Genomic DNA, 20,644 nt, shown 5'->3' on the forward strand with positions numbered 1-20,644 from the left:
TGACCCGGCTCGCCCGACCCGGATCACCCCCGCGCATCCCCGGGGACACCCGTCCTGACGGGCGTCCCCGGGCCCAGCTCCACGAACGGGGCCCCGGCCTCCTCCAGCTCCAGCACCCACACCTCGTTGACACCCTCACGGAGCACCGGCCCCGGGACGTACAGCGTCCGCTGCGGTCCCGCCGACCAGTAGCGACCCAGACAGAACCCGTTCACCCAGACGAACCCCCGCACCCAGCCGGGCAGTTCCAGACCCGCGTGATCCGCCTCGGCCTCACCCCCCAGGCCGAAGGACCCCCGGAACAGACCCGTCGGCCCCGCCTCCCCGACACCTCCGAACCGCATCCCCGCCACCGCCCCCGGCACCTCGAAGGCATCCAGCCGCAACCCCCGGGCCCGCACCCCGTGCAGGAACTGCCGCTCGTGCAGCACCCCGCCCGTGATGCCCTTCGGCTCGCCCAGCCGCGGCCCGTAGTTCACCCGGCCCAGCGACTCCACCCACAGCTCCACCTGCGCCGGGCCCGCGACCGGCACGTCCAGCGTGTGGTCCTCCTCGGTCAGCACACCCGCCCGCACCCCGTCCACGTACACCACCGCCCGGTCCCGCAGCCCCGCGGCGCGCAGGGGGTACGGCTGCCGCGGACCGGGTACGTCCACCCGGTAGCGCACCACACCCCGGTCCACCCCCAGCTCCTCGAACGTGGGCGGCACACCGGACACCGGGCCCTCCGCATCGCCCAACGCCTCCAGCACACCCGCCAGCGGCACGCCCTGCGTCAACTCCACCCGCACCGTCCGCCCCAGCCCCACCGGCTCCGGCGGCAGCCCGGGCAACGGGCCCCGCGCGTACTCGGCCAGCACCTTCCGCATCTGCCAGAACTTCTCCGTGGGCCGCCCGTACTCGTCCACGGGCGCGTCGTAGTCGTACGACGTCACCGTCGCCGCCAGCGCCTGGTCCTGCAGCGGACCGCTCCGGTTCGCCCCAGCCCAGCCGGCGAAATTGGTTCCCCCGTGCGCCATGTACAGATTCACCGAAGCCCCGCACTCCAGCACCTCCCGCAACGCGTCCGCCGCCTCCGCCGGATCGCGTACGACAGGCCCGGCCCCCCAGTGCTCGAACCAGCCGCACCAGAACTCCATGCACATCAACGGCCCACGCGGCCGGTGACGGCGCACCACCTGGAACGCCTCGCGTGCGCCCGACCCGAAATTCACCGTGGCCAGCACACCGGGCACCGAACCGCCCGACAGCATGTGATCCTCCGGACCGTCGGAGGTGAAGAGCGGAACCGTCACCCCGCACCGGCGCAGCAACCCCGCCAGGTCCTCCAGGTGCACCGGATCGGAGCCGTAACTCCCGTACTCGTTCTCCACCTGCACCATGACCACCGGGCCGCCCGTGCCGACCTGGCGCCGCACCACCTGCGGAAGCAGCTCACCGAACCAGCGCTCCACCGCCGCCGTGTAGCCCGCGTCCCGCGTCCGCACCCGGCGGCCGAACCGCCCCGTCACCCACGCGGGCAGCCCCCCGTTCTCCCACTCCGCGCAGATGTACGGCCCCGGCCGCACGATCGCCATCAGCCCGGCACGCTCCGCCGCGTCCAGGAAACGGCCGAGCGCCCCCACGTCCCGGAACCCGCCCTCGAGAGGCTCGTGCCAGTTCCACGGCACGTACGTCTCCACACAGTTCAGGCCCATCGCACGCAGCATCGACAGCCGGTGGTCCCACTGCTCCTCATGCACCCGGAAGTAGTGCAGCGCCCCCGACAGCAGGCGCACAGGGCTGCCGTCCAGCCGGAAATCGTCGTCCCCCACGGTGAAGTCAGCCATCGCCCCGTACGCTCCTCTGCGCGAATCCATCGACTGACATCAGCCTCGCCCCCTGGTGCCAGGCCCGTCCATGGAGAAAGATCACTCCTGCTTGGACGCAGCACCCGACAGGAGGTGGGAAGCCGATGTACCACACCTGGATGCGCTTCTTCACACCCGGCGCGCACCACCACCGACTCGGACTGGCCTGCCTCGGGGTCGGTCTCCAGCACGGCGCCCTGCCCACCGTCGGACCGCGCACCCTCGACCATCACGTCGCCGTACTCGTCAACGCGGGCAGCGGCTGGTTCAGCGGAACCGACGGCCGCCGGACCGCCGTCACCGCCCCCAGCCTCATCTGGCTCACCCCCGGCACCCCCCACCACTACGGCGCCGACCCCACCGGCTGGGACGAGAGCTTCGTCGACTTCACCGGGCCCGCCGTCACCACCTACACCGAACTCGGCTACATCGAACCCGACCGCCCCCTCGTCCCCCTCACCGACACCTCCGGGCCACGCGCCGCCATCAGCCGCATCGTGCGCGCCGCACACCGCGGAAACCCCCTCCTGGACGTCGAAGCGGGCGCCGCCGTCCACGAACTGCTCGTATCGCTGCGCCGGGCACGCGCCGACACCGGCCCCGACGGCGACCCCGTACTCAAAGCCCTGGCACGCGACGCCTGCCGGCCCCTGTCCGTCGCCGAGCACGCCGCCCGCCACGGCATGACACCCGCGGAACTGCGCACCGCGGTGCGGCGCGGAGCCGGCTGCAGCCCCAAGGACTACCTCCTCGGCATCAGACTCGGCCGCGCCAAGGAACTCCTCGCCGCCACCGACCTGCCCGTCGCCGCCGTCGCCCGCCGCGTCGGCTACGACGACCCCGCCTACTTCTCCCGGCTGTTCGCCCGCCGCGTGGGCACGGCACCGGTCCGCTTCCGCGAACAACAGGGGCGCAGCGTCCCCGGCGGCTGGAGCGACCGTGTCCCGGACCCCGACCACCCACCGATGATCGCGCCCGGCTGATCAGGCTCTAAGCTCGCTGACCATGACCACGAGCGACATGGACGCGTCCGTCACCGCCGAGCTGAACCGACTGCGTGAGAGCATCGACAACATCGACGCCGCAGTCGTCCACATGCTCGCCGAGCGGTTCAAGGCCACCCAGCAGGTGGGCCACCTCAAGGCCGCCCACCACCTCCCGCCGGCCGACCCCGGCCCGCGAAGGCCGCCAGATCGCCCGGCTGAGGCAGCTCGCCGAGAGCGCCAAGCTGGACCCCGCCTTCGCCGAGAAGCTGCTCAACTTCATCGTGGCCGAGGTCATCCGCCACCACGAGCGCATCGCCGAGGAGTCCACCGGGGACGGCCCGGCCTCCGGCGCCTGACCTCCGCGGGGCCCGCGCCGAACCCCGGGCGCGTGCCCGCATCCCGGGCCCGTGACCCGAACCCTGGGCCCCGCGCCGCGACCGGTGTCCCGCGGCCCGGGCCGGTGTCCGCGGCCCGGACCGCGGAGCCCGCCGCACGGCCGGGCCCACGCCGTCAGCCCTGCGAGAAGTCACTGCACAGTTTCCGGCCCGTACGGCAGCATGGGCGCCATGTCCGTACTGACGCGCAACGAAGCGCAGACCCGTGCCCAGCTCCTCGACGTACACCGGTACACGATCGACCTCGATCTGACCACGGGGGAGGGCACCTTCGACTCCCGCACCGTCATCGGGTTCACCGCGACGGCGTCCGGTGACACGTTCGTCGAACTCAAGCCGGAAACACTGCGCTCCATCAGCCTCGACGGACAGCCCCTCGACCCCGCAGGCCTCGCCGGGAACCGTTACCCGCTCACCGGGCTCACCGCCGGCCCCCACGAACTACGCGTCGACGCCGCCATGCGCTACTCCCGCACCGGCGAGGGCATGCACCGCTTCACCGACCCCGCCGACGGTCACACCTACGTCTACACCCAGCTCTTCATGGACGACGTCCAGCGCGTCTTCGCCGCCTTCGACCAGCCAGACCTCAAGTCCGTCTTCGACCTCACCGTCACCGCACCCGAAGGCTGGACCGTCCTCGGCAACGGAACCGCCACCCGGTCCACCGAAGGCCACTGGTCGATCGCGCCCACCCCGCCGATCTCCACCTACCTCGTCGCCGTAGCCGCAGGCCCCTGGCACTCCGTCACCACCCACCACGCCGGCCTGCCCTTCGGCATCCACTGCCGCCGCTCGCTCGCCCCCCACCTCGACGCCGACGCCGACGAGATCCTCACCGTCACCCGCGCCTGCTACGACCGCTACCACGAGAAGTTCGACGAGCCCTACCCCTTCGACTCCTACGACCAGGCCTTCGTCCCCGAATTCAACGCCGGCGCCATGGAGAACCCCGGGCTCGTCACCTTCCGCGACGAATTCATCTACCGCTCCGCCGTCACCGACACCGAACGCCAGACCCGCGCCATGGTCATCGCCCACGAAATGGCCCACATGTGGTTCGGCGACCTCGTCACCCTCACCTGGTGGGACGACATCTGGCTCAACGAGTCCTTCGCCGAGTACATGGGCTACCAGACCCTCACAGAAGCCACCCGCTTCACCGACACCTGGGTCGACTTCGGCGTCGCCCGCAAGGGCTGGGGCTACGACGCCGACCAACGCCCCTCCACCCACCCCGTCGCCCCCGACCCCGACGCCGTCCCGGACACCGCCTCCGCACTCCTCAACTTCGACGGCATCTCCTACGCCAAGGGCGCGTCCGCTCTGCGCCAACTCGTCGCCTGGCTCGGTGAGAAGGACTTCCTCAGCGGCATCAACACGCACTTCGCCCGCCACAGGTTCGCCAACGCCACCCTCGCCGACTTCATCGACAACCTCGCCGCCGCCACCGACCGCGACGTCCACGCCTGGGCCGCCACCTGGCTCCGCACCACCGGCATCGACACCCTCAGCGCCCACGTCGAGGACACCCCGCGCGCCTGGACCCTCACCGTCGACCACGACGGCACCCGCCCCCACCGCATCGCCGTCGGCACCTACGACCACACCCTCGACACCCAGTCCGGTGCCGCCCAGCTCGTCCTGCGCGACCGCTTCGAACTCGACATCCCCCAGACCGGCACCCCCACCGCCCTGCCCGGCCGCCGCCCCGCTCTCGTCGTCCTCAACGACGACGACCTCACCTACGCCAAGATCCGCCTCGACCCCGCCTCCTGGGACACCGCTCTCACCGGCCTCTCCCACATCCCCGACCCCCTCACCCGGGCACTCCTGTGGAACACCGCCCGCGACATGGTCCGCGACGGTGAACTCCACCCCACCGCCTACCTCACCGCCGCCCGCACCCACCTCCCCCGTGAAACCGACCTCGCTCTCGTCCAGGGCGTCCTCGGCTTCGCCGCCGCCCACATCGCCGATCGCTACCTCACCCCCCACGACCGCCCCGCGGCCCTCGCCACCCTCACCAGCCTCTGCCGCGACCTCCTGCGCCGCACCGAGGGCCTCACCGCCAAGGACTGGGAACAAGGCCCCGGCACCGCCCGGCCCGGCAGCCCCGACCCCGGCCTCCGCCTCACCGCCGTACGCCACTTCATCGACGCCGCCACCCAGCCCGCCGCCATACAGGACTGGCTCGGCGAAGGCACCGTCCCCGGCGGACCGGAACTCGACCCCGAACTCCGCTGGCGCATCCTCACCCGCCTCGCCGTCCTCGGCGCCACCGACGAAGCGGCCATCGCCCGCGAACTCGGCCAGGACCCCAGCGCCACCGGACAGGAAGGCGCCGCCCGCTGCCGGGCCGCCCTCCCCACCCCCGAAGCCAAAGCAGCCGCCTGGCAGGCGATGTTCACCGACGACACCCTCTCCAACTACCTCTTCACCGCCACCGCCCAAGGCTTCTGGCAACCCGAACAGAGCGAACTCCTCCAGGACTACGTCGCCCGCTACTACCCCGACGCCACCGCACTCGCCGCACGCCGCGGCCCCGCCATGGCCGAAGCCGCCGGACGCCACGCCTTCCCCGTCCACGCCGTCGACACCCACAACCTCCAACTCGGCGACGACGCCCTTCACGACGAGACCCTCACGCCCGCCCTGCGCCGCAAACTCATCGACCAGCTCGACGACCTGCGGCGCGCCCTCGCCGTCCGCAACGCCCACTGACCCACCCCGCCGACCCCGCGCACACCGGCACCCGCCGGCCCGGAACCCGCGCGACCCGCACCCGCACCCCGGGCGCCCCCGCCGCCCCCGCTGCCCCGTGCCCGGCCCCCGACACCCCCGAGGGCCGGGCACAGCCATGCGAGCAGCGCACGCCTATACCAGCCACCCGTCCCGCACCCCACCCGCACCGGACAGCAGTACCCCTTTCGGGTTCAGATCGTTGGGCTCTTCGGCCGCACCCACCGCAAAGCGGACAAGCTGGCACGACCGCCCCCGCGCACCCGAAGGACCACACCACCCATGCCCACCCCACCCCTCGCCGGAGGAACCGCAGGCCCCACCCACCTGCGCCCCCTGCTCGACACCGTGCTCACCGCCCTCCACCACGGGGCCACCCGCCGCGACGGCCCCCTCCCCGCAGGCGGCCCCACCACCGTCACCCAGCACATGCGCGACGCCACGCACCCGCTCATCCCCGACCACGGAACCGGCGCCCACCACGCCCTGCGCACCCTGGTCACCGCACTCGCCGAAGGTGCCGCGGACCCAGCACACCCCCACTGCGCCGCCCACCTCCACACCCCGCCCCTCGCCCTCGCCGCCGCGGCCGACCTCGCCGCGTCAGCACTCAACCCCTCCATGGACTCCTGGGACCAGGCCCCCGCCGCCTCCGCCCTCGAAGCCACCCTCACCACCGCGCTCGCCACCGAGATCTACCCCCACGCCCCACGACCCGACGCCCTCATCACCACCGGCGGCACCGAAGCCAACCAACTCGCCCTCCTCCTCGCCCGCGAGCGCCACGGGCCCGTACAGACCATCTGCGCCGCCAACGCCCACCACAGCATCACCCGCGCCGCCTGGCTCCTCGGCCTGCCCAGCCCCGTCGTCATCCCCGCCCCCACCGGCGTCATGGACCCCACCGCCCTCCACGACGCCCTCACCCGCCTAGACGGCCCACTCCTCGTCACCGCCACCGCCGGCACCACCGACACCGGGGACATCGACCCCCTCACCCACATCGCCGACCTCACCACCACCCACGGCGCCGAGCTCCACATCGACGCCGCCTACGGCGGCCCCCTCCTCTTCAGCCCGACCCACCGCACCAAACTCACCGGCCTCCACCGCGCCCACAGCGTCACCTTGGACCTGCACAAACTCGGCTGGCAACCCGCGTCCGCCGGCATCCTCGCCGTCCCCGACCACCACGACCTCGACGCCCTCCACCACCACGCCCCCTACCTCAACGCCGACGACGACACCGACGCAGGACTCCCTGATCTCCTCGGCCGCTCACTGCGCACCACCCGCCGGCCCGACGCCCTGAAAATCGCCGTCACCCTCCAAGCACTCGGCCGAGACGGGCTCGCCGACCTCATCGACCGCACCCTCGCCGCCGCCCACCACCTCGCCCGCATCATCACCGAGACCCCCACCCTCGAGCTCTACGCACACCCCCCCATCAGCACCGTCCTCTTCCGCCCCACCGACGCCGACGACACCACCGTCGCCGCCATCCGCCGCACCCTCCTCACCGAAGGCCACGCCGTGCTCGGCCGCGCCCGGGCCGGCGGCCGCCTCTGGCTCAAAGCCACCCTCCTCAACCCCCACACCACCCCCCAGGACCTCCACCGGCTCACCACCCTCGTCACCCACGCGGCCACCGCCCTCACCGAAGGAAGCACCCCCCGATGACCGACCGGACCGACCGGACCGACCGGCCCGCCTCCCGCCCCGACCGCCCCCACGACCTCATCGGCATCGGCATCGGCCCCTTCAACCTCTCCCTCGCCGCCCTCGCCCACAGCACCCCCCACCCCCTCACCACCGCCTTCTACGAACAGAACCCCGCCTTCCACTGGCACCCCGGCCTCCTCATCGACGGCGCCACCCTCCAAGTCCCCTTCCTCGCCGACCTCGTCACCCTCGCCGACCCCACCAGCCCCTGGAGCTTCCTCAACTACCTCCGCACCCGCGAACGCCTCTACCCCTTCTACTTCGCCGAGCGCTTCCACATCCACCGCACCGAATACGACGCCTACTGCCGCTGGGTCAGCCGGCAACTCCCCACCCTCCACTTCAGCCACCAGGTCGACGCCATCCGCTGGAACACCGACCGCTCCCTCTTCGAAGTGGACTTCACCCAACTCGACCCCCACGGAGAAGCCGAAGCGCTCGGCCGCGCCCACACCCGCCACATCGCCCTCGGCGTAGGCACCGAACCCTTCGTCCCCGAACCCCTGCGCCCCCTCGCCGAAGCACCCGCCGTCCCCGTCATCCACTCCGCCGACTACCTCCACCACCGCGAGAGCCTCCTCGACGCCGGCCACATCACCGTCATCGGATCCGGCCAGTCGGGCGCCGAAATCTTCCTCGACCTCCTCCGCGCGCGCCCCCGAGGGGCCGAACGGATCCACTGGCTCGCCCGCACCCCCGCCTTCGCCCCCATGGAGTACTCGAAACTCGGCCTCGAACACTTCACACCCGACTACACCCGCTACTTCCACGCACTCCCCGAAGCCGTACGTGACACCCTCGTCCCCAGCCAATGGCAACTCCACAAAGGCATCGACACCGACACCATCACCGCCATCCACGACGAGCTCTACCGGCGCACCCTCGACGGCGGCTGGCCCGACGCCACCCTCACCCCCGGCGTCCACGTCCGCACGGCAGGCAGAGTCTCCGGCACCCGCATCGAACTCCACCTCGAACACACCCAGGAGGCCACCCGCACCCGCCTCACCACCGACGCCGTCGTCCTCGCCACCGGCTACCGCGAACGCCCCCTCGACACCCTCCTCACCGCCCTCGCCCCCCACATCCGCCGAGACGCCTCCGCCCGCCCCCGCATCGACGAGACGTACCGCCTCGACCTCGACCCCGCCATCACCGGCCACATCTACGTACAGAACGCCGAACGCCACACCCACGGCGTCGGCGCCCCCGACCTCGGCCTCGCCGCCTGGCGCAGCGCCACCATCCTCAACGACCTCACCGGCACCACCCCCTACCCCCTCCCGCACCGCACCGCCTTCACCACCTTCGGCCTCACCCCCCACCACGAACCCAGAATCCCGGGACAGAACACCGGACCCAGCTCCCTCACCCACGGCCGCTGACACACAGCGGCGGCGGCCGCCCCCTCACCAGGGAACGGCCGCCGCCACCGGACACGCCACGGTGCGACACACACGCCGCACCCACGCACTAGAACACCGGCACACCCTCACGCGTCAGCCGCCAGTCCACCGAAGCGAACTCAGCCGGATTAACCGAACCCTTCGCCTGCACCCACCCGATGATCGTGTTCCGGATCTCGTCCGAATTCGCCCACAGCTGCTTCGCACCCGGCACGTGCGGGAAATTGCCCCCACCGCTCGCCCGGTAGTTGTTCACCGCGAACACGAACTGCGCCGCCGGATCGACCGGCTTCCCCTCGAACGACAGACCCACGATCCGCGAACCCACCGGCTTCGCGATGTCGATGTCGTACGTCACGCCCGAGACCACGTCGTAGTTGTAGTCCGGGATGTTCTCCGCGTTCGTCAACTTCGACGTGTCCACCGGCGCCCCCGCAGCCGTCCGCACGTAGTACTTCGCCGAGTACTCCAGGTAGTCCTTCAGTTGCGCACCCGTCAGGAGCCGGGCCTCCAGCGTGTTCTCGAACGGATACAGCCCCGCCGCGTCCTTGATCGTCACCTCACCGGCCGGGATCGCCGCCGTACGTGAGAAGCACGCCGCCTGAGACAGCACCGGCAACGCCGCGTACTCCCCACCCGCCAGCGCCGTCCTCACCGTCTCCGCCTGCACCAGATTGATCAGATCGATGACCGGTTCGTCCTTCCACGGAGCGTCCACCGTCGACATCGACGCCACCGACGTACCGATCACCTGATTCACGTACGCCACCACCTTCGTGTGCTCGTCACCGAGCAACGACGTGATCCGGGGGTCCTCCGCCACCGTGTTCGAGTTCAGGACCTCCGCGCCGACCTTCTCGACGACCCAGCGGCCCTTCTCCCACACCAGGTCGAAGTCGAACAGCGTCAGCCGCTGCCCCCACTTCAACGGCTCCGACAGGACGACCTGCTTGCCCGTCGCCTTGTTCGTCACGAAGTACTCGGGAATCTCCGAGTGCGCATGACCCACCAGAATCGCATCGATCCCCGGCACCTGCTCCGCCACCAGACCCGCCGCGTTCTCCACGTACGGCAACTGGTCCCCGTACGACGACGTACCCGACGAACCCGAATGCGCCGACACGATCACCACGTCCGCACCCATCGAACGGAGCTTCGGCACCCACTTCGCCGCCTGCTCCTCAAGACCCGGGAACACCATCTTCCCGCCCACGTTCGCCTTGTCCCAGATCGCGATCCCAGGATTCGTCAGCCCCAGAACCGCCACCCGCACATCACGCCCGTGCGGCGTACGCATCCGCTTGATCACATATGGGGCGAACGCCGGCCGCAACGTCTTCGCATCCAGCGCATTCGCACCCAGCAGCGGGAAATCACACTGCTCCTCGAACTTCCGCAGCACCGGAATGCCGTAATTGAACTCATGATTGCCGAGCGCGGCGGCGTCGTAGCCGATCTTGTTCATCGCCTGCGCCATCGGATGCACCGGACCGCGCCGCGCCGTGATCGGATCGATCTTCGCGTAGTAGTACGACAGCTGAGTGCCCTGGATGGTGTCACCCGCGTCGATCAGCAGGGTGTTCCGGCGTCCCCGCTCCGCGCGGATCTGCTCCACCAGCGTCGAGATCTTCGCCAGACCGACGTCGTTGTGCGCCTTGTCGTCGAACTCCCTGTCCGTGAAGTAGTCCCAGTTGAAGACATTGCCGTGCAGGTCCGTCGTGCCCATCACGGTGAACGAGTACCGCTTCGCCGGACGCCCGTGCCCGTGCCCCTTCTGCTCGGCGGCCCCGGCAGGCCCCGCGACGGCCCCGCCGGCCAGTGCCGCACCCGCACCGGCGACAGCCGAACGGCCCAGAAACGTCCTACGGTTCAACGGCATACCTGACTCCTCGTCCAGACGAACAACGCGCGTAGATTCTGACCTGGCCACCACCCCCCGCAACACCCTGCGCAGGTTTCGATCTGATGACCGCCGGCCGCATCGCGGCACCGCACGACCCTTCGGGACGCCCCCGCCCGGCCGGACAAGCACACGAATCACCCGCCGGAGAATGCTCATCGGAGCGCCCCGCCGCACAATTCAACACTTGTCAAAAACCTTTCACCCAAAGGTTGTTGCCCTGTCATGCAGAGCCAATTACCTACCCGTAGGTAAGGTCTAGGCTCGAACCATGCGCCGAGCCAAAATCGTTTGCACCCTGGGACCCGCAACCGACACATACGAGCAGATCAAGGCACTCGTCGAAGCGGGAATGGACATTGCCCGCCTCAACCTCAGCCACGGCACCTACGCCGAACACCGAGCGCGATACGACTACGTACGCGCAGCGGCCGAGGAGACCGGACGCAGCGTAGGAATCCTCGCCGATCTTCAAGGTCCGAAGATCCGCCTCGGCCGCTTCGCCGAAGGCCCCGTACTCCTTGAACGCGGCGACGACTTCACCATCACCGTCGAACCGATGGAAGGCGACCGCCACACCTGCGGCACCACCTACGACGGCCTCGCCACCGACGTCACCCCCGGCGAACGCATCCTCATCGACGACGGCCGCGTCACCCTCGAGGTCACCGAAGTCGACGGACCCCGCGTCCACACCACCGTCATCGAGGGCGGGATGGTCTCCGACCATAAGGGACTCAACCTCCCCGGCGTCGCCGTCTCCGTCCCCGCCCTCTCCGAGAAGGACGTCGACGACCTCCGCTGGGCCCTGCGCACCGGCGCCGACATCATCGCCCTCTCCTTCGTGCGCAGCGGACGCGACATCGACGACGTCCACCGCATCATGAAGGAGGAGGACCGCCACCTCCCCGTCATCGCCAAGGTCGAAAAACCCCAGGCCGTCGACAACATCGACGACATCGTCGCCGCCTTCGACGGCATCATGGTCGCCCGCGGCGACCTCGGTGTCGAGATGCCCCTGGAACAGGTACCCATCGTCCAGAAGCGCGCCATCAAGCTCGCCAGGCGCAACGCCAAGCCGGTCATCGTCGCCACCCAGATGCTCGACTCGATGATCGACAACTCCCGTCCGACCCGTGCCGAGGCCTCCGACGTCGCCAACGCCGTCATCGACGGCACCGACGCGGTGATGCTCTCCGGCGAGACCAGCGTCGGCAAGTACCCGACGGAGACGGTCCGCACGATGGCCCGCATCGTCGAAGCGGCCGAGGAGGACATCCTCGCCAAGGGTCTCCCGCCCCTCACCGACCACAACAAGCCCCGCACCCAGGGCGGCGCGGTCGCCCGCGCCGCAGCCGAGATGGGCGATTTCCTCGGCGCCAAGTTCCTGGTGGCCTTCACCCAGAGCGGCGACACCGTCAAGCGCCTCTCCCGTTACCGCTCCCCGATCCCGCTCCTCGCCTTCACCCCGGACCGGGCCACCCGTGCGCAGCTGAACCTCACATGGGGTGTGGAGACCTTCCTCGGCCCGCACGTGGAGTCGACGGACGCGATGGTGGCGCAGGTGGACGAGGAACTGCTGCGGATCGGCCGCTGCCGGAAGGGCGACGTCGTCGTCATCACGGCGGGCTCCCCACCCGGAGTCGCCGGCTCCACGAACCTGGTGCGGGTGCACCACATCGGCGAGGAGGACAGCCCGGAGTGACGGGCGTCAGTACTTCGGCCCGGCGTGAGCGTCCATGAGGGCGACGGACGCCCGTCGGGCTACGGAGGGGCCGGTACGGAAGCGCCGGGCCGTGCCCGGATCAAGGGAGCGTGTGAACATCCGCTCGACCTTGGAATCTGAGGAAAAAGTGCCCCGAGTCGGACTCGAACCGACACTGGATGGGTTTTGAATCCATTGTCTCTGACCAATTGGACTACCGGGGCGTGCTGAATCGAAGGTTTACCTCGACCCGCCGATGATCCAGCTTATCGTAGCTAGGTAGGCTCTTGGGAGCAGCACCCCTGTCCTGATCGAGGAGCCCCGTGACCACGCCCGAGTCGCACGAGCCCGTTACCGCCGACGACGACAAGTCGCACGTCCCGCCGCTGACGACCCGTGTCGTCATCGCCGAGGACGAGGCACTCATTCGCCTCGACCTCAAAGAGATGCTGGAGGAAGAGGGCTACTCGGTCGTCGGCGAGGCCGGGGACGGGCAGCGGGCCGTGGAGCTGGCCCGGGAGCACCGGCCGGACCTCGTGATCCTCGATGTGAAGATGCCGGTCCTCGACGGGATCTCCGCCGCCGAGAAGATCGCCGAGGAGTCCATCGCCCCGGTCCTGATGCTCACCGCGTTCTCGCAGCGCGACCTCGTGGAGCGGGCCCGGGACGCCGGGGCGATGGCGTACCTGGTGAAGCCGTTCAGCAAGAGCGACGTGGTTCCGGCGATCGAGATGGCCGTGTCGCGGTTCGCCGAGATGAAGGCGCTCGAGGGCGAGATCGCGGACCTTTCTCAGCGGCTGGAGACCCGGAAGCTGGTGGACCGGGCGAAGAGCATCCTGCAGACGGATTACGGTCTCTCCGAGCCGGCGGCGTTCCGCTGGATCCAGAAGACGTCGATGGACCGGCGGATGTCCATGCAGCAGCTCGCCGAGGCCCTGATCGAGGACGCCGAGGAGAAGAAGAAGGCGGCCGAGTAGGCCGGTGCACCTACGGAGGAAGGCCCGCCCCCCGGTTCGTCCGGGGCGCGGGCCTTCCTCCGTGCGGGTGGGTCAGTCCTCGCCGAGGTAGGCCTTGCGGACCGACTCGTCGTGGAGCAGGTCCGCGCCGGTGCCGGAGAGGACGATCTTGCCGACCTCCATGACGTGGCCCTGATCCGCGAGGGAGAGGGCCGCCTGGGCGTTCTGTTCGACGAGCAGGATGGTGGTGCCCGCCGCCTTGAGCTCGACGATGGTCTCCATGATCTTCTGCATCATGATCGGGGAGAGACCCATGGAGGGCTCGTCGAGCATGAGCAGCTTGGGCTGGGACATGAGGGCGCGTCCCATGGCGAGCATCTGCTGCTCGCCGCCCGAGAGGGTGCCGGCTGCCTGCTTCCGTCGTTCTCCGAGGATGGGGAAGAGGTCGTAGGCGCGCTGGACGTCCTTCTCGATGCCCGCCTTGTCCTTGCGGAGGAAGGCGCCGAGCTGGAGGTTCTCGGTGATGGTGAGGCGGGGGAAGATGTGGCGGCCCTCGGGGGAGTGGGCGAGGCCCAGCGCCACGATCTTGTGCGCGGGGATGCCGGAGAGGGGTTTCCCGTCGAAGAGGATCCGGCCGCCGGAGGGCTTGAGGAGGCCGGAGAGGGTGCGCAGGGTGGTGGTCTTGCCCGCACCGTTGGTGCCGATGAGGGTGACGACCTGGCCGGCTTCGACGCTGAAGGAGATTCCCTTGACGGCTTCGATCTTGCCGTAGGCGACCCTGAGGTCCTCGACCTCGAGCAGTGCGGTCACTGGCCTTCCCCTTCTGTGCTGGTGGTGCGCTGCGCTTCGTCCGCCTTCGGCGTCCGGGCTTCGGCGATGTGCGCCGCCCCGGGGGTCGCCGCCGCTTCCGTGCCCTCGGCCTCCGCTTCGGCCTCGGAGCCGGCCCCGGGCGCGGTGCCGGCTTCGGGGGCCGGTGCCGGCGCGGGCACCGCGGCGGGGGCGCCGGTCTTCTCGGGGGTGTCCCCTTCGAAGGGGGTGCCGAGGTAGGCGGCGACGACGCGTTCGTCACCCTGGACGACGGCGGGTGTGCCTTCGACGAGCTTCTCGCCCTGCACGAGGCAGGCGACGCGGTCGCAGAGGTTGAAGATGAAGCGCATGTCGTGCTCGATGACGAGTACGGCGATGCCCATGTCCCGGATGGCGAAGATGAGTTCCTCGGTGACGCGGGTTTCCTGCGGGTTCATGCCGGCGGTGGGCTCGTCCAGGAGGAGGAGGCCGGGGTCGCTGGCGAGGGCGCGCGCGATCTCCAGCTTGCGCTGGTCCCCGTAGGGGAGGTTGCGTGCGAGGTGGTCGGCCTTGTCCTGCAGGCCGATGAACTCGAGGAGTTCCATGGCGCGTGCGTGGGAGGCGGCTTCGGCCCTCTTGAACCCGGGGCCGCGCAGGAGTGCGGACCAGAGGCCTTCCTTGGTCCTGGTGTGGCGTCCGACGAGAACGTTCTCCAGGACGGTCATGTTGGCGAAGAGCCGGATGTTCTGGAAGGTGCGGGCGATGCCTGCCTGGGTGACGAGGTGGGGCTTGGGCGGCAGGACGGTGCCCTTGTAGCGGACCGTGCCCTCGGTGGGGACGTAGAGGCCGGTGAGGCAGTTGAAGAAGGTGGTCTTGCCCGCACCGTTGGGGCCGATGAGGCCCACGATCTCGCCCGCGTTGACCTTGAGGTCCACGTCGCGTACGGCGGTGAGGCCGCCGAAGCGCATGGTGACGCCGCCGGCGTCCAGGACGGGCGCGGTGGTTTCGGTGGTGGTCGTCATGGTGTTCACGCCCCCGCCTTCACGGTGCCGACGCCGGATCCGGGGAGGGTGCCCCCGGGTGTGTCGAGTTGGCCGGTCTCGTGGTATTCGAGCTGGGCGCGCCGGTTGGCGATGAGGCCTTCGGGGCGGAAGCGCATCAGCAGGATGAGTGCGAGGCCGAAGCCGAGGAGCTGGTAGTCCTGGAGGAACTGCAGCTTCGCGGGGATCATGTACAGGAGCGTGGCGCCGATGAGGGGTCCGCTGATCGTTCCCATGCCGCCGAGGATGACCGCGGCGAGGAGGAAGGCGGAGTTGGGCGGCACGGGGCCGGCGAAGACGTACATCTCCGGGACGACGGTGCTCTGTACGTGGGCCTGGACGGTGCCGGCGAGGCCGGCCAGAGTGGCGCCGAGGGCGAAGGCGATGAGCTTGACGCGGAAGCCGTTGATGCCCATGGCGGTGGCGGCGGTCTCGTCCTCGCGGATGGCGACCCAGGCGCGGCCGATGCGGGAGCTGCCTGCGCGGCTGAAGACGAGGACCACGAGGATCATCGCGAGCAGCATGAGCAGGTAGTAGTTGGCGTATCCGCCGAGTTCGAAGCCCAGGACGGTGTGGGATTCGCCGAAGTCGTATCCGAAGAAGACGAGGTCGGGGATGTTGGGTACGCCGTTGGGGCCGTTGGTGATCTGGGGTCCGGAGACGCCGTCGAGGTTGCCGACGGTGATGCGGAAGATCTCGCCGAAGCCGAGGGTGACGATGGCGAGGTAGTCGCCGCGGAGGCGGAGGGTGGGTGCTCCGATGACGACGCCGAAGATCAGCGAGACGGCTGCTCCGGTGAGGACTGCCGCCCAGAAGGGGAAGTGGACGTCGAAGGCGGATGCGGTGGTGCCGGAGACGAGCGCGGCGGTGTAGGCGCCGACGCCGAGGAAGGCGACGTATCCGAGGTCGAGGAGTCCGGCGAGGCCGACGACGATGTTCAGGCCGAGTGCGACGGTCGCGAAGATGAGGATGTTGACCGCGATGAGGGTGTACTGGTCGGTGCTCTGGGTGAAGGGGAAGGCCGCGGCGGCGACGAAGGCGGCTGCCACGGCAATGGAGCGGTACTTCGTGGTGAGGGCCGAGAGCCGGGCCATGATGCCGGATGCGAACAGGGCGCCGACGGCGAAGCCCGCGGTGATCATGTAGCCGGTGAAGAGCTCGGCGTACTCGGTGTCGATGCCGTAGGTGACGACGAAGAGGCCGATGCCGAAGGCGGCGACGATGATGAGGATCTCTGCCCAGGAGGGGAGAGCCTTGGGGCGTGCGGCCTTGCGGGTGTCGTCGGGGAGGAGGAAGGCGACGAGCGGGATGGCGGAGGCCACCGCCGCGACGAAGCCGCCGGGTTCCAGGTTGACGACGCCGCCGAGTTCCACGGTGATGGCGATGACGGTGAACCAGGTGGTGCCGAAGGCGCCGAGGGCGAGGAACCGCAGGGCCTTGGTGGTGCCGGTGGGGGCGATCCAGCGGAGGCCACGGATGTCGAGGGCGGCGAGTGCGTACAGGAGTACGAGGACGCCCGCGACGAGGGTGAGGACCTGGAGGCCGCCGGGGTAGCCGTAGACGGTGAGGTCGCCGGGGAACTCGTCGGTGTAGGTCCAGGACATGAAGGTGCTGGCGATGGTCGCGATGCCGCCGAGAGCGGTGAGGCGGCGCAGGCCGGCGGTCCGCGAGCCGGTGGCGGCAGCGGCGGTGTTCAGTGTGGTGTCCGTTGTCATGGCTCTCACGCCCGATCCGCGACGCGCTCACCGAGCAGGCCCTGTGGCCTGACGAGGAGGACGACGATGAGAAGTACGAATGCCCAGACGTTGGCCCAGGCGCCGCCGCCGAGCTGCTGCATGCCGGGGATCTCCTCGATGTAGGCGATCGAGAGGGCTTCGGCGAGGCCGAGGACGACTCCGCCGACCATGGCTCCGTAGATGTTGCCGATGCCGCCGAGTACCGCGGCGGTGAAGGCCTTGAGCCCGAGGAGGAAGCCCATCTCGAAGTTGATCTGGCCCTTGTCGAGTCCGTAGGCGACGGCTGCGATGGCGGCGAACGCGGCTCCGATGGCGAAGGCCATCACGATGATGCGGTCGGTGTTGATGCCCATGAGCTTGGCCGTGTCGGGGTCCTGCGCGGTGGCCTGCATCGCGCGGCCGCTGCGGCTCTTGGCGACGAACATGCCGAGGGCGAGCATGCAGAGGGGGGCGAGGACGAGGATGAAGGCGTCGGCGCGCTGGAGGTAGAGGTTGTCGAAGATCTTGAACGACTCGCCCTGGAACTCCGGGAAGCTGCGCGGCTTCTTGGCGTCGGGGTAGAAGCCCCAGACAAGCTGCTGGAGGACGATCGAGAGGCCGATCGCGGTGATGAGCGGGGCCAGGCGGGGTGCACCGCGCAGGGGGCGGTAGGCGAAGCGTTCTGCCGCTGTGGCTACGGCGACGGAGGCGATCGCGCCACCGATGATCATGAGGGGTATGACCACCATCAGCGATGTCCCGCTGGGCAGTGCCAGGTAGGTGGTGAGGGCGCCGAAGCCCCCGATCATGAAGATCTCGCCGTGGGCGAAATTGATGAGCTGGACGATGCCGTACACCATGGTGTACCCGATGGCTATGAGGCCATAGAGCGCGCCGAGTGCGAGACCGTTGGCCAGCTGTTGCGGCAGTTCGTTCACCGCAGTGCCTCCGATGAGCTTGTCGGATATGACACCGCGCGAGGGCGCTGTTTGCGCCCTCGCGCGGTCAGGAGCATGTGCTGTGGGCGTGCTGGGTGATCAGTCCTCGAACGTGGCGCTCTTGACGTCCTTCCAGGCACCCTTCTTGACCTCGTAGACGGTGAGCTGCTTGTTGGTGGTGTCACCGAACTCGTCGAAGGAGACCTTGCCGGTCACGCCGTCGAAGGAGACCTTGGCCATGGCCTCGGTGACCTTGGCGCGGGCGTCCTCGGGGAGCTTGCCGTCGTTCTCGGCGACGACGGCCTTGACGGCCTGGATGATGGCCCATCCGGCGTCGTAGGAGTAGCCGCCGTAGGCCGCGAAGGGGTCCTTGTAGCCGCCGGCGCTGTAGTCCGCGATGAACTGCTTGGCGGTCGGGAGGGCCTCGACGGGGTAACCGACGGAGGTGGCGAAGTCACCGTCGTTGGCCTCACCGGAGGCGCTGATGAAGGCCGGGTCGTAGATGCCGTCGCCACCCATGGTGGGGATCTTGGCGCCGGTCTTCTTGATCTGGTCGGAGAGGAGGCCGCCCTCGGGGTACTGGCCGCCGTAGTAGACGGAGTCGGCGCCGGAGCTCTTGACCTTGTCGGCGGTGCTGGAGAAGTCGGTCTCCTTCACGGTGACGTGGTCGGTGCCGACGACCTTGCCGCCGAGGCGGGTGAACTCCGCGGAGAAGATCGCGGCGAGGCCGGCGCCGTAGGTCTGCTTGTCGTCGACGACGTAGACCTTCTTCTTCTTGGCGTCGTTGAACAGGTACTGGGCGGCGAACTTGCCCTGGACGACGTCGGTGGCGCAGGTGCGGAAGTACGTCTTGAAGACGCGCTTGGAGTCGCCCTTGCCCCAGTTGTCGCCCTGGCTGAGGGCGGGGTTGGTGTTCGCGGGGGAGACCTGGGTGAGGTCTGCCTTCTCGAAGACGCCCTGCATGGACTGGGCGACGCCCGAGTTCAGCGGGCCGACTGCTCCGAGGACGTCCTTGTTGCCGACGAGCTTGGTGGCGTTGGCCTGCCCGGAGGCGGGGACGGCCTGGTCGTCGAGGGCCTCGATCTTGAACTCGACGCCGGGGACTTCGTTGTTCTTGTTCGCGGTCTTGGCCGCGAGGTCCACGGAGTTCTTGATGCCCTGGCCGAGCGCCGAGAGGGATCCGGTCAGGGGGGCGTCCACACCGATGACGACGGTGGTCTTGCCGCCGCTGTCGCCGCTGCCCTTGCTGTCGTCGTCGCGCGATCCGCAGGCGGTGAGGGTGAGTGCACCGGTGGTGAGCACTGTGGTGAGGATGATCAAAGAACGGTGTCGCACGAAAGGTCCTTTCCCTGGCGCGGCCTCCTCTGCATGAGGTGCCGTGACTACGCCGGGCTGTACTGGTCGATACAGGGGCCGTGCCGCAGCCACGCCCGGCGGCGCGGTGACTGGCCGTGACTCTAAGGGCAGGTGGAGGGGTGCGGGACGGGTCCGGTGATGATGTGACTGTCTTGTTATGCCATGGGGAAGGCTTGATGGTCGCAACGTGGACATGTGCGGCTTTTCCGCGGATGCCGAAGTGACCGCATGGTGAGAACGCGCAGCTCTGCTAAGGGGCTTGGGGTGATCTTGGTGCTGTCGCACGAAACGGGGCGCAAAGGACGCGGTGCGACTGCCCGGCGGCGGCGGCCGACGGTGGGCGGCCCATTTTCATGTATTGCACACTTGTTACTCAGTGTTACATCTGGAGGATGTGTGCGTGCCCTGGTGATGAATGGTGTTGCTGCTGAAGTGGGTCATGGAACGGCCGCGCAGGTCAACCCTGTTGACCGTCCGTGTCCGTCAACCGGGCCTTCCGGTCTCGGATATGGGTCTGCCCGGTCCGGAATGCGGTGCGATTCCGGCCGGGCAATGGTGTGTTGACAGGGGAGGGTCAGTCCGCGGCGGGCCTGGGGGCGTCGCGGAGCAGGCAGGTCAGGCGGGCGGTGCAGACCCGCTTGTCGTGCTCGTCCGTGATGACGATCTCGTACGTGGCGGTGGAGCGGCCGCGGTGTACGGGGGTGGCGACGCCCGTGACGAGGCCGCTGCGGGCACCGCGGTGGTGGGTGCAGTTCAGGTCGACGCCGACGGCGATCTTGGTGGTGCCGCCGTGCAGCATGGAGCCGACGGAGCCGAGGGTCTCGGCGAGGACGGCCGAGGCGCCGCCGTGGAGGAGACCGTAGGGCTGGGTGTTGCCCTCGACCGGCATGGTGCCCACGACGCGCTCGGCGGAGGCCTCGACGATCCGTACCCCCATGCGCTCGCCGAGGTGCCCGGCGGAGAAGAGTGCGGGGAGGTCGACGCCGAGTGCGGCGTACTCGTCGATGATCTCCTGGGGGAACGTGGGTGCGGTGTGCTCGCCCATGGCGTCCTGCTCCGATCGTCTGCGGTCGTTCGTGCTGTGTGCACTGTTCTTATCAGACGGGTGAGCGGACGCTTAGTGGGTGAGGGGGTTGGGGGCCGGTGC

General features: G+C 69.4%; 14 protein-coding genes, 1 tRNA gene and 1 pseudogene. 7 read left to right on the top strand and 9 right to left on the bottom strand.

The window, feature by feature from the left end; all coding sequences use genetic code 11:
* Window positions 1–23 precede the first annotated feature (23 nt).
* The gene (locus QFZ58_RS27240) at window positions 24–1,829 is read right to left on the bottom strand and encodes a beta-galactosidase family protein (RefSeq protein ID WP_307127542.1); all 1,806 of its coding nucleotides are present in this window, start codon (window positions 1,827–1,829) and stop codon (window positions 24–26) included.
* Between the two features lie 125 nt (window positions 1,830–1,954).
* On the opposite strand from QFZ58_RS27240, the gene QFZ58_RS27245 reads away from it, so the two are divergent.
* From QFZ58_RS27245 to QFZ58_RS27265, 5 genes and pseudogenes are all read left to right on the top strand, one after another.
* Entirely contained in the window at window positions 1,955–2,833 is an 879-nt protein-coding gene (locus tag QFZ58_RS27245; protein ID WP_307127543.1) for an AraC family transcriptional regulator, read from the top strand.
* Between the two features lie 22 nt (window positions 2,834–2,855).
* Window positions 2,856–3,192: pseudogene (locus QFZ58_RS27250) on the top strand (chorismate mutase).
* Window positions 3,193–3,402: 210 nt separating this feature from the next.
* Complete coding sequence (gene pepN / locus QFZ58_RS27255; RefSeq protein WP_307127544.1) at window positions 3,403–5,955, top strand: aminopeptidase N; 2,553 nt, start codon at window positions 3,403–3,405, stop codon at window positions 5,953–5,955.
* A gap of 300 nt (window positions 5,956–6,255) precedes the next feature.
* Window positions 6,256–7,653 (top strand): pyridoxal-dependent decarboxylase, encoded by a 1,398-nt coding sequence (locus tag QFZ58_RS27260; RefSeq protein ID WP_307127545.1) that lies wholly within the window; start codon window positions 6,256–6,258, stop codon window positions 7,651–7,653.
* On the top strand, window positions 7,650–9,080 hold the full coding sequence (locus QFZ58_RS27265; protein ID WP_307127546.1) for a lysine N(6)-hydroxylase/L-ornithine N(5)-oxygenase family protein: 1,431 nt from the start codon (window positions 7,650–7,652) through the stop codon (window positions 9,078–9,080). Before QFZ58_RS27260 ends, QFZ58_RS27265 begins: the two co-directional genes overlap by 4 nt.
* A gap of 88 nt (window positions 9,081–9,168) precedes the next feature.
* Here QFZ58_RS27265 and QFZ58_RS27270 read toward each other — a convergent pair whose 3' ends face one another.
* Window positions 9,169–10,980 carry a bifunctional UDP-sugar hydrolase/5'-nucleotidase gene (locus QFZ58_RS27270; protein ID WP_307129008.1) on the bottom strand — a complete coding sequence of 604 codons (1,812 nt, stop codon included), beginning with the start codon at window positions 10,978–10,980 and terminating at the stop codon, window positions 9,169–9,171.
* Between the two features lie 292 nt (window positions 10,981–11,272).
* On the opposite strand from QFZ58_RS27270, the gene pyk reads away from it, so the two are divergent.
* Window positions 11,273–12,706 (top strand): pyruvate kinase, encoded by a 1,434-nt coding sequence (gene pyk / locus QFZ58_RS27275; protein WP_307127547.1) that lies wholly within the window; start codon window positions 11,273–11,275, stop codon window positions 12,704–12,706.
* Window positions 12,707–12,855: 149 nt separating this feature from the next.
* Here pyk and QFZ58_RS27280 read toward each other — a convergent pair.
* Window positions 12,856–12,930 (bottom strand) — tRNA-Leu (locus tag QFZ58_RS27280).
* 99 nt (window positions 12,931–13,029) lie between these two features.
* Between QFZ58_RS27280 and QFZ58_RS27285 the strand changes: the two genes are divergently transcribed.
* A complete protein-coding gene (locus tag QFZ58_RS27285; RefSeq protein WP_307127548.1) occupies window positions 13,030–13,683 on the top strand; it encodes an ANTAR domain-containing response regulator in 654 nt (217 codons plus the stop codon).
* A gap of 72 nt (window positions 13,684–13,755) precedes the next feature.
* Here the strand turns inward: QFZ58_RS27285 and QFZ58_RS27290 are convergent, their stop codons facing one another.
* The 6 genes from QFZ58_RS27290 to QFZ58_RS27315 form a co-directional block, all read right to left on the bottom strand.
* A complete protein-coding gene (locus QFZ58_RS27290) occupies window positions 13,756–14,472 on the bottom strand; it encodes an ABC transporter ATP-binding protein (RefSeq protein ID WP_307127549.1) in 717 nt (238 codons plus the stop codon).
* Complete coding sequence (locus QFZ58_RS27295) at window positions 14,469–15,479, bottom strand: ABC transporter ATP-binding protein (protein WP_373428596.1); 1,011 nt, start codon at window positions 15,477–15,479, stop codon at window positions 14,469–14,471. The genes QFZ58_RS27290 and QFZ58_RS27295 overlap by 4 nt, the downstream gene beginning before the upstream one ends.
* Entirely contained in the window at window positions 15,476–17,203 is a 1,728-nt protein-coding gene (locus QFZ58_RS27300) for a branched-chain amino acid ABC transporter permease (protein WP_307129010.1), read from the bottom strand. Before QFZ58_RS27300 ends, QFZ58_RS27295 begins: the two co-directional genes overlap by 4 nt.
* A 5-nt stretch (window positions 17,204–17,208) precedes the next feature.
* Window positions 17,209–18,141, bottom strand: coding sequence for a branched-chain amino acid ABC transporter permease (locus tag QFZ58_RS27305; RefSeq protein ID WP_056783852.1), 933 nt, complete (start codon window positions 18,139–18,141; stop codon window positions 17,209–17,211).
* Window positions 18,142–18,240: 99 nt separating this feature from the next.
* Window positions 18,241–19,476, bottom strand: a complete 1,236-nt coding sequence (locus QFZ58_RS27310) for a branched-chain amino acid ABC transporter substrate-binding protein (protein WP_307127550.1) — start codon at window positions 19,474–19,476, stop codon at window positions 18,241–18,243.
* Window positions 19,477–20,071: 595 nt separating this feature from the next.
* Window positions 20,072–20,542: a PaaI family thioesterase gene (locus tag QFZ58_RS27315; RefSeq protein ID WP_307127551.1), complete on the bottom strand. Its 471-nt coding sequence runs from the start codon at window positions 20,540–20,542 to the stop codon at window positions 20,072–20,074.
* Window positions 20,543–20,644 lie beyond the last annotated feature (102 nt).

This window comes from Streptomyces sp. B1I3 (genome assembly GCF_030816615.1).
Classification (GTDB): domain Bacteria; phylum Actinomycetota; class Actinomycetes; order Streptomycetales; family Streptomycetaceae; genus Streptomyces.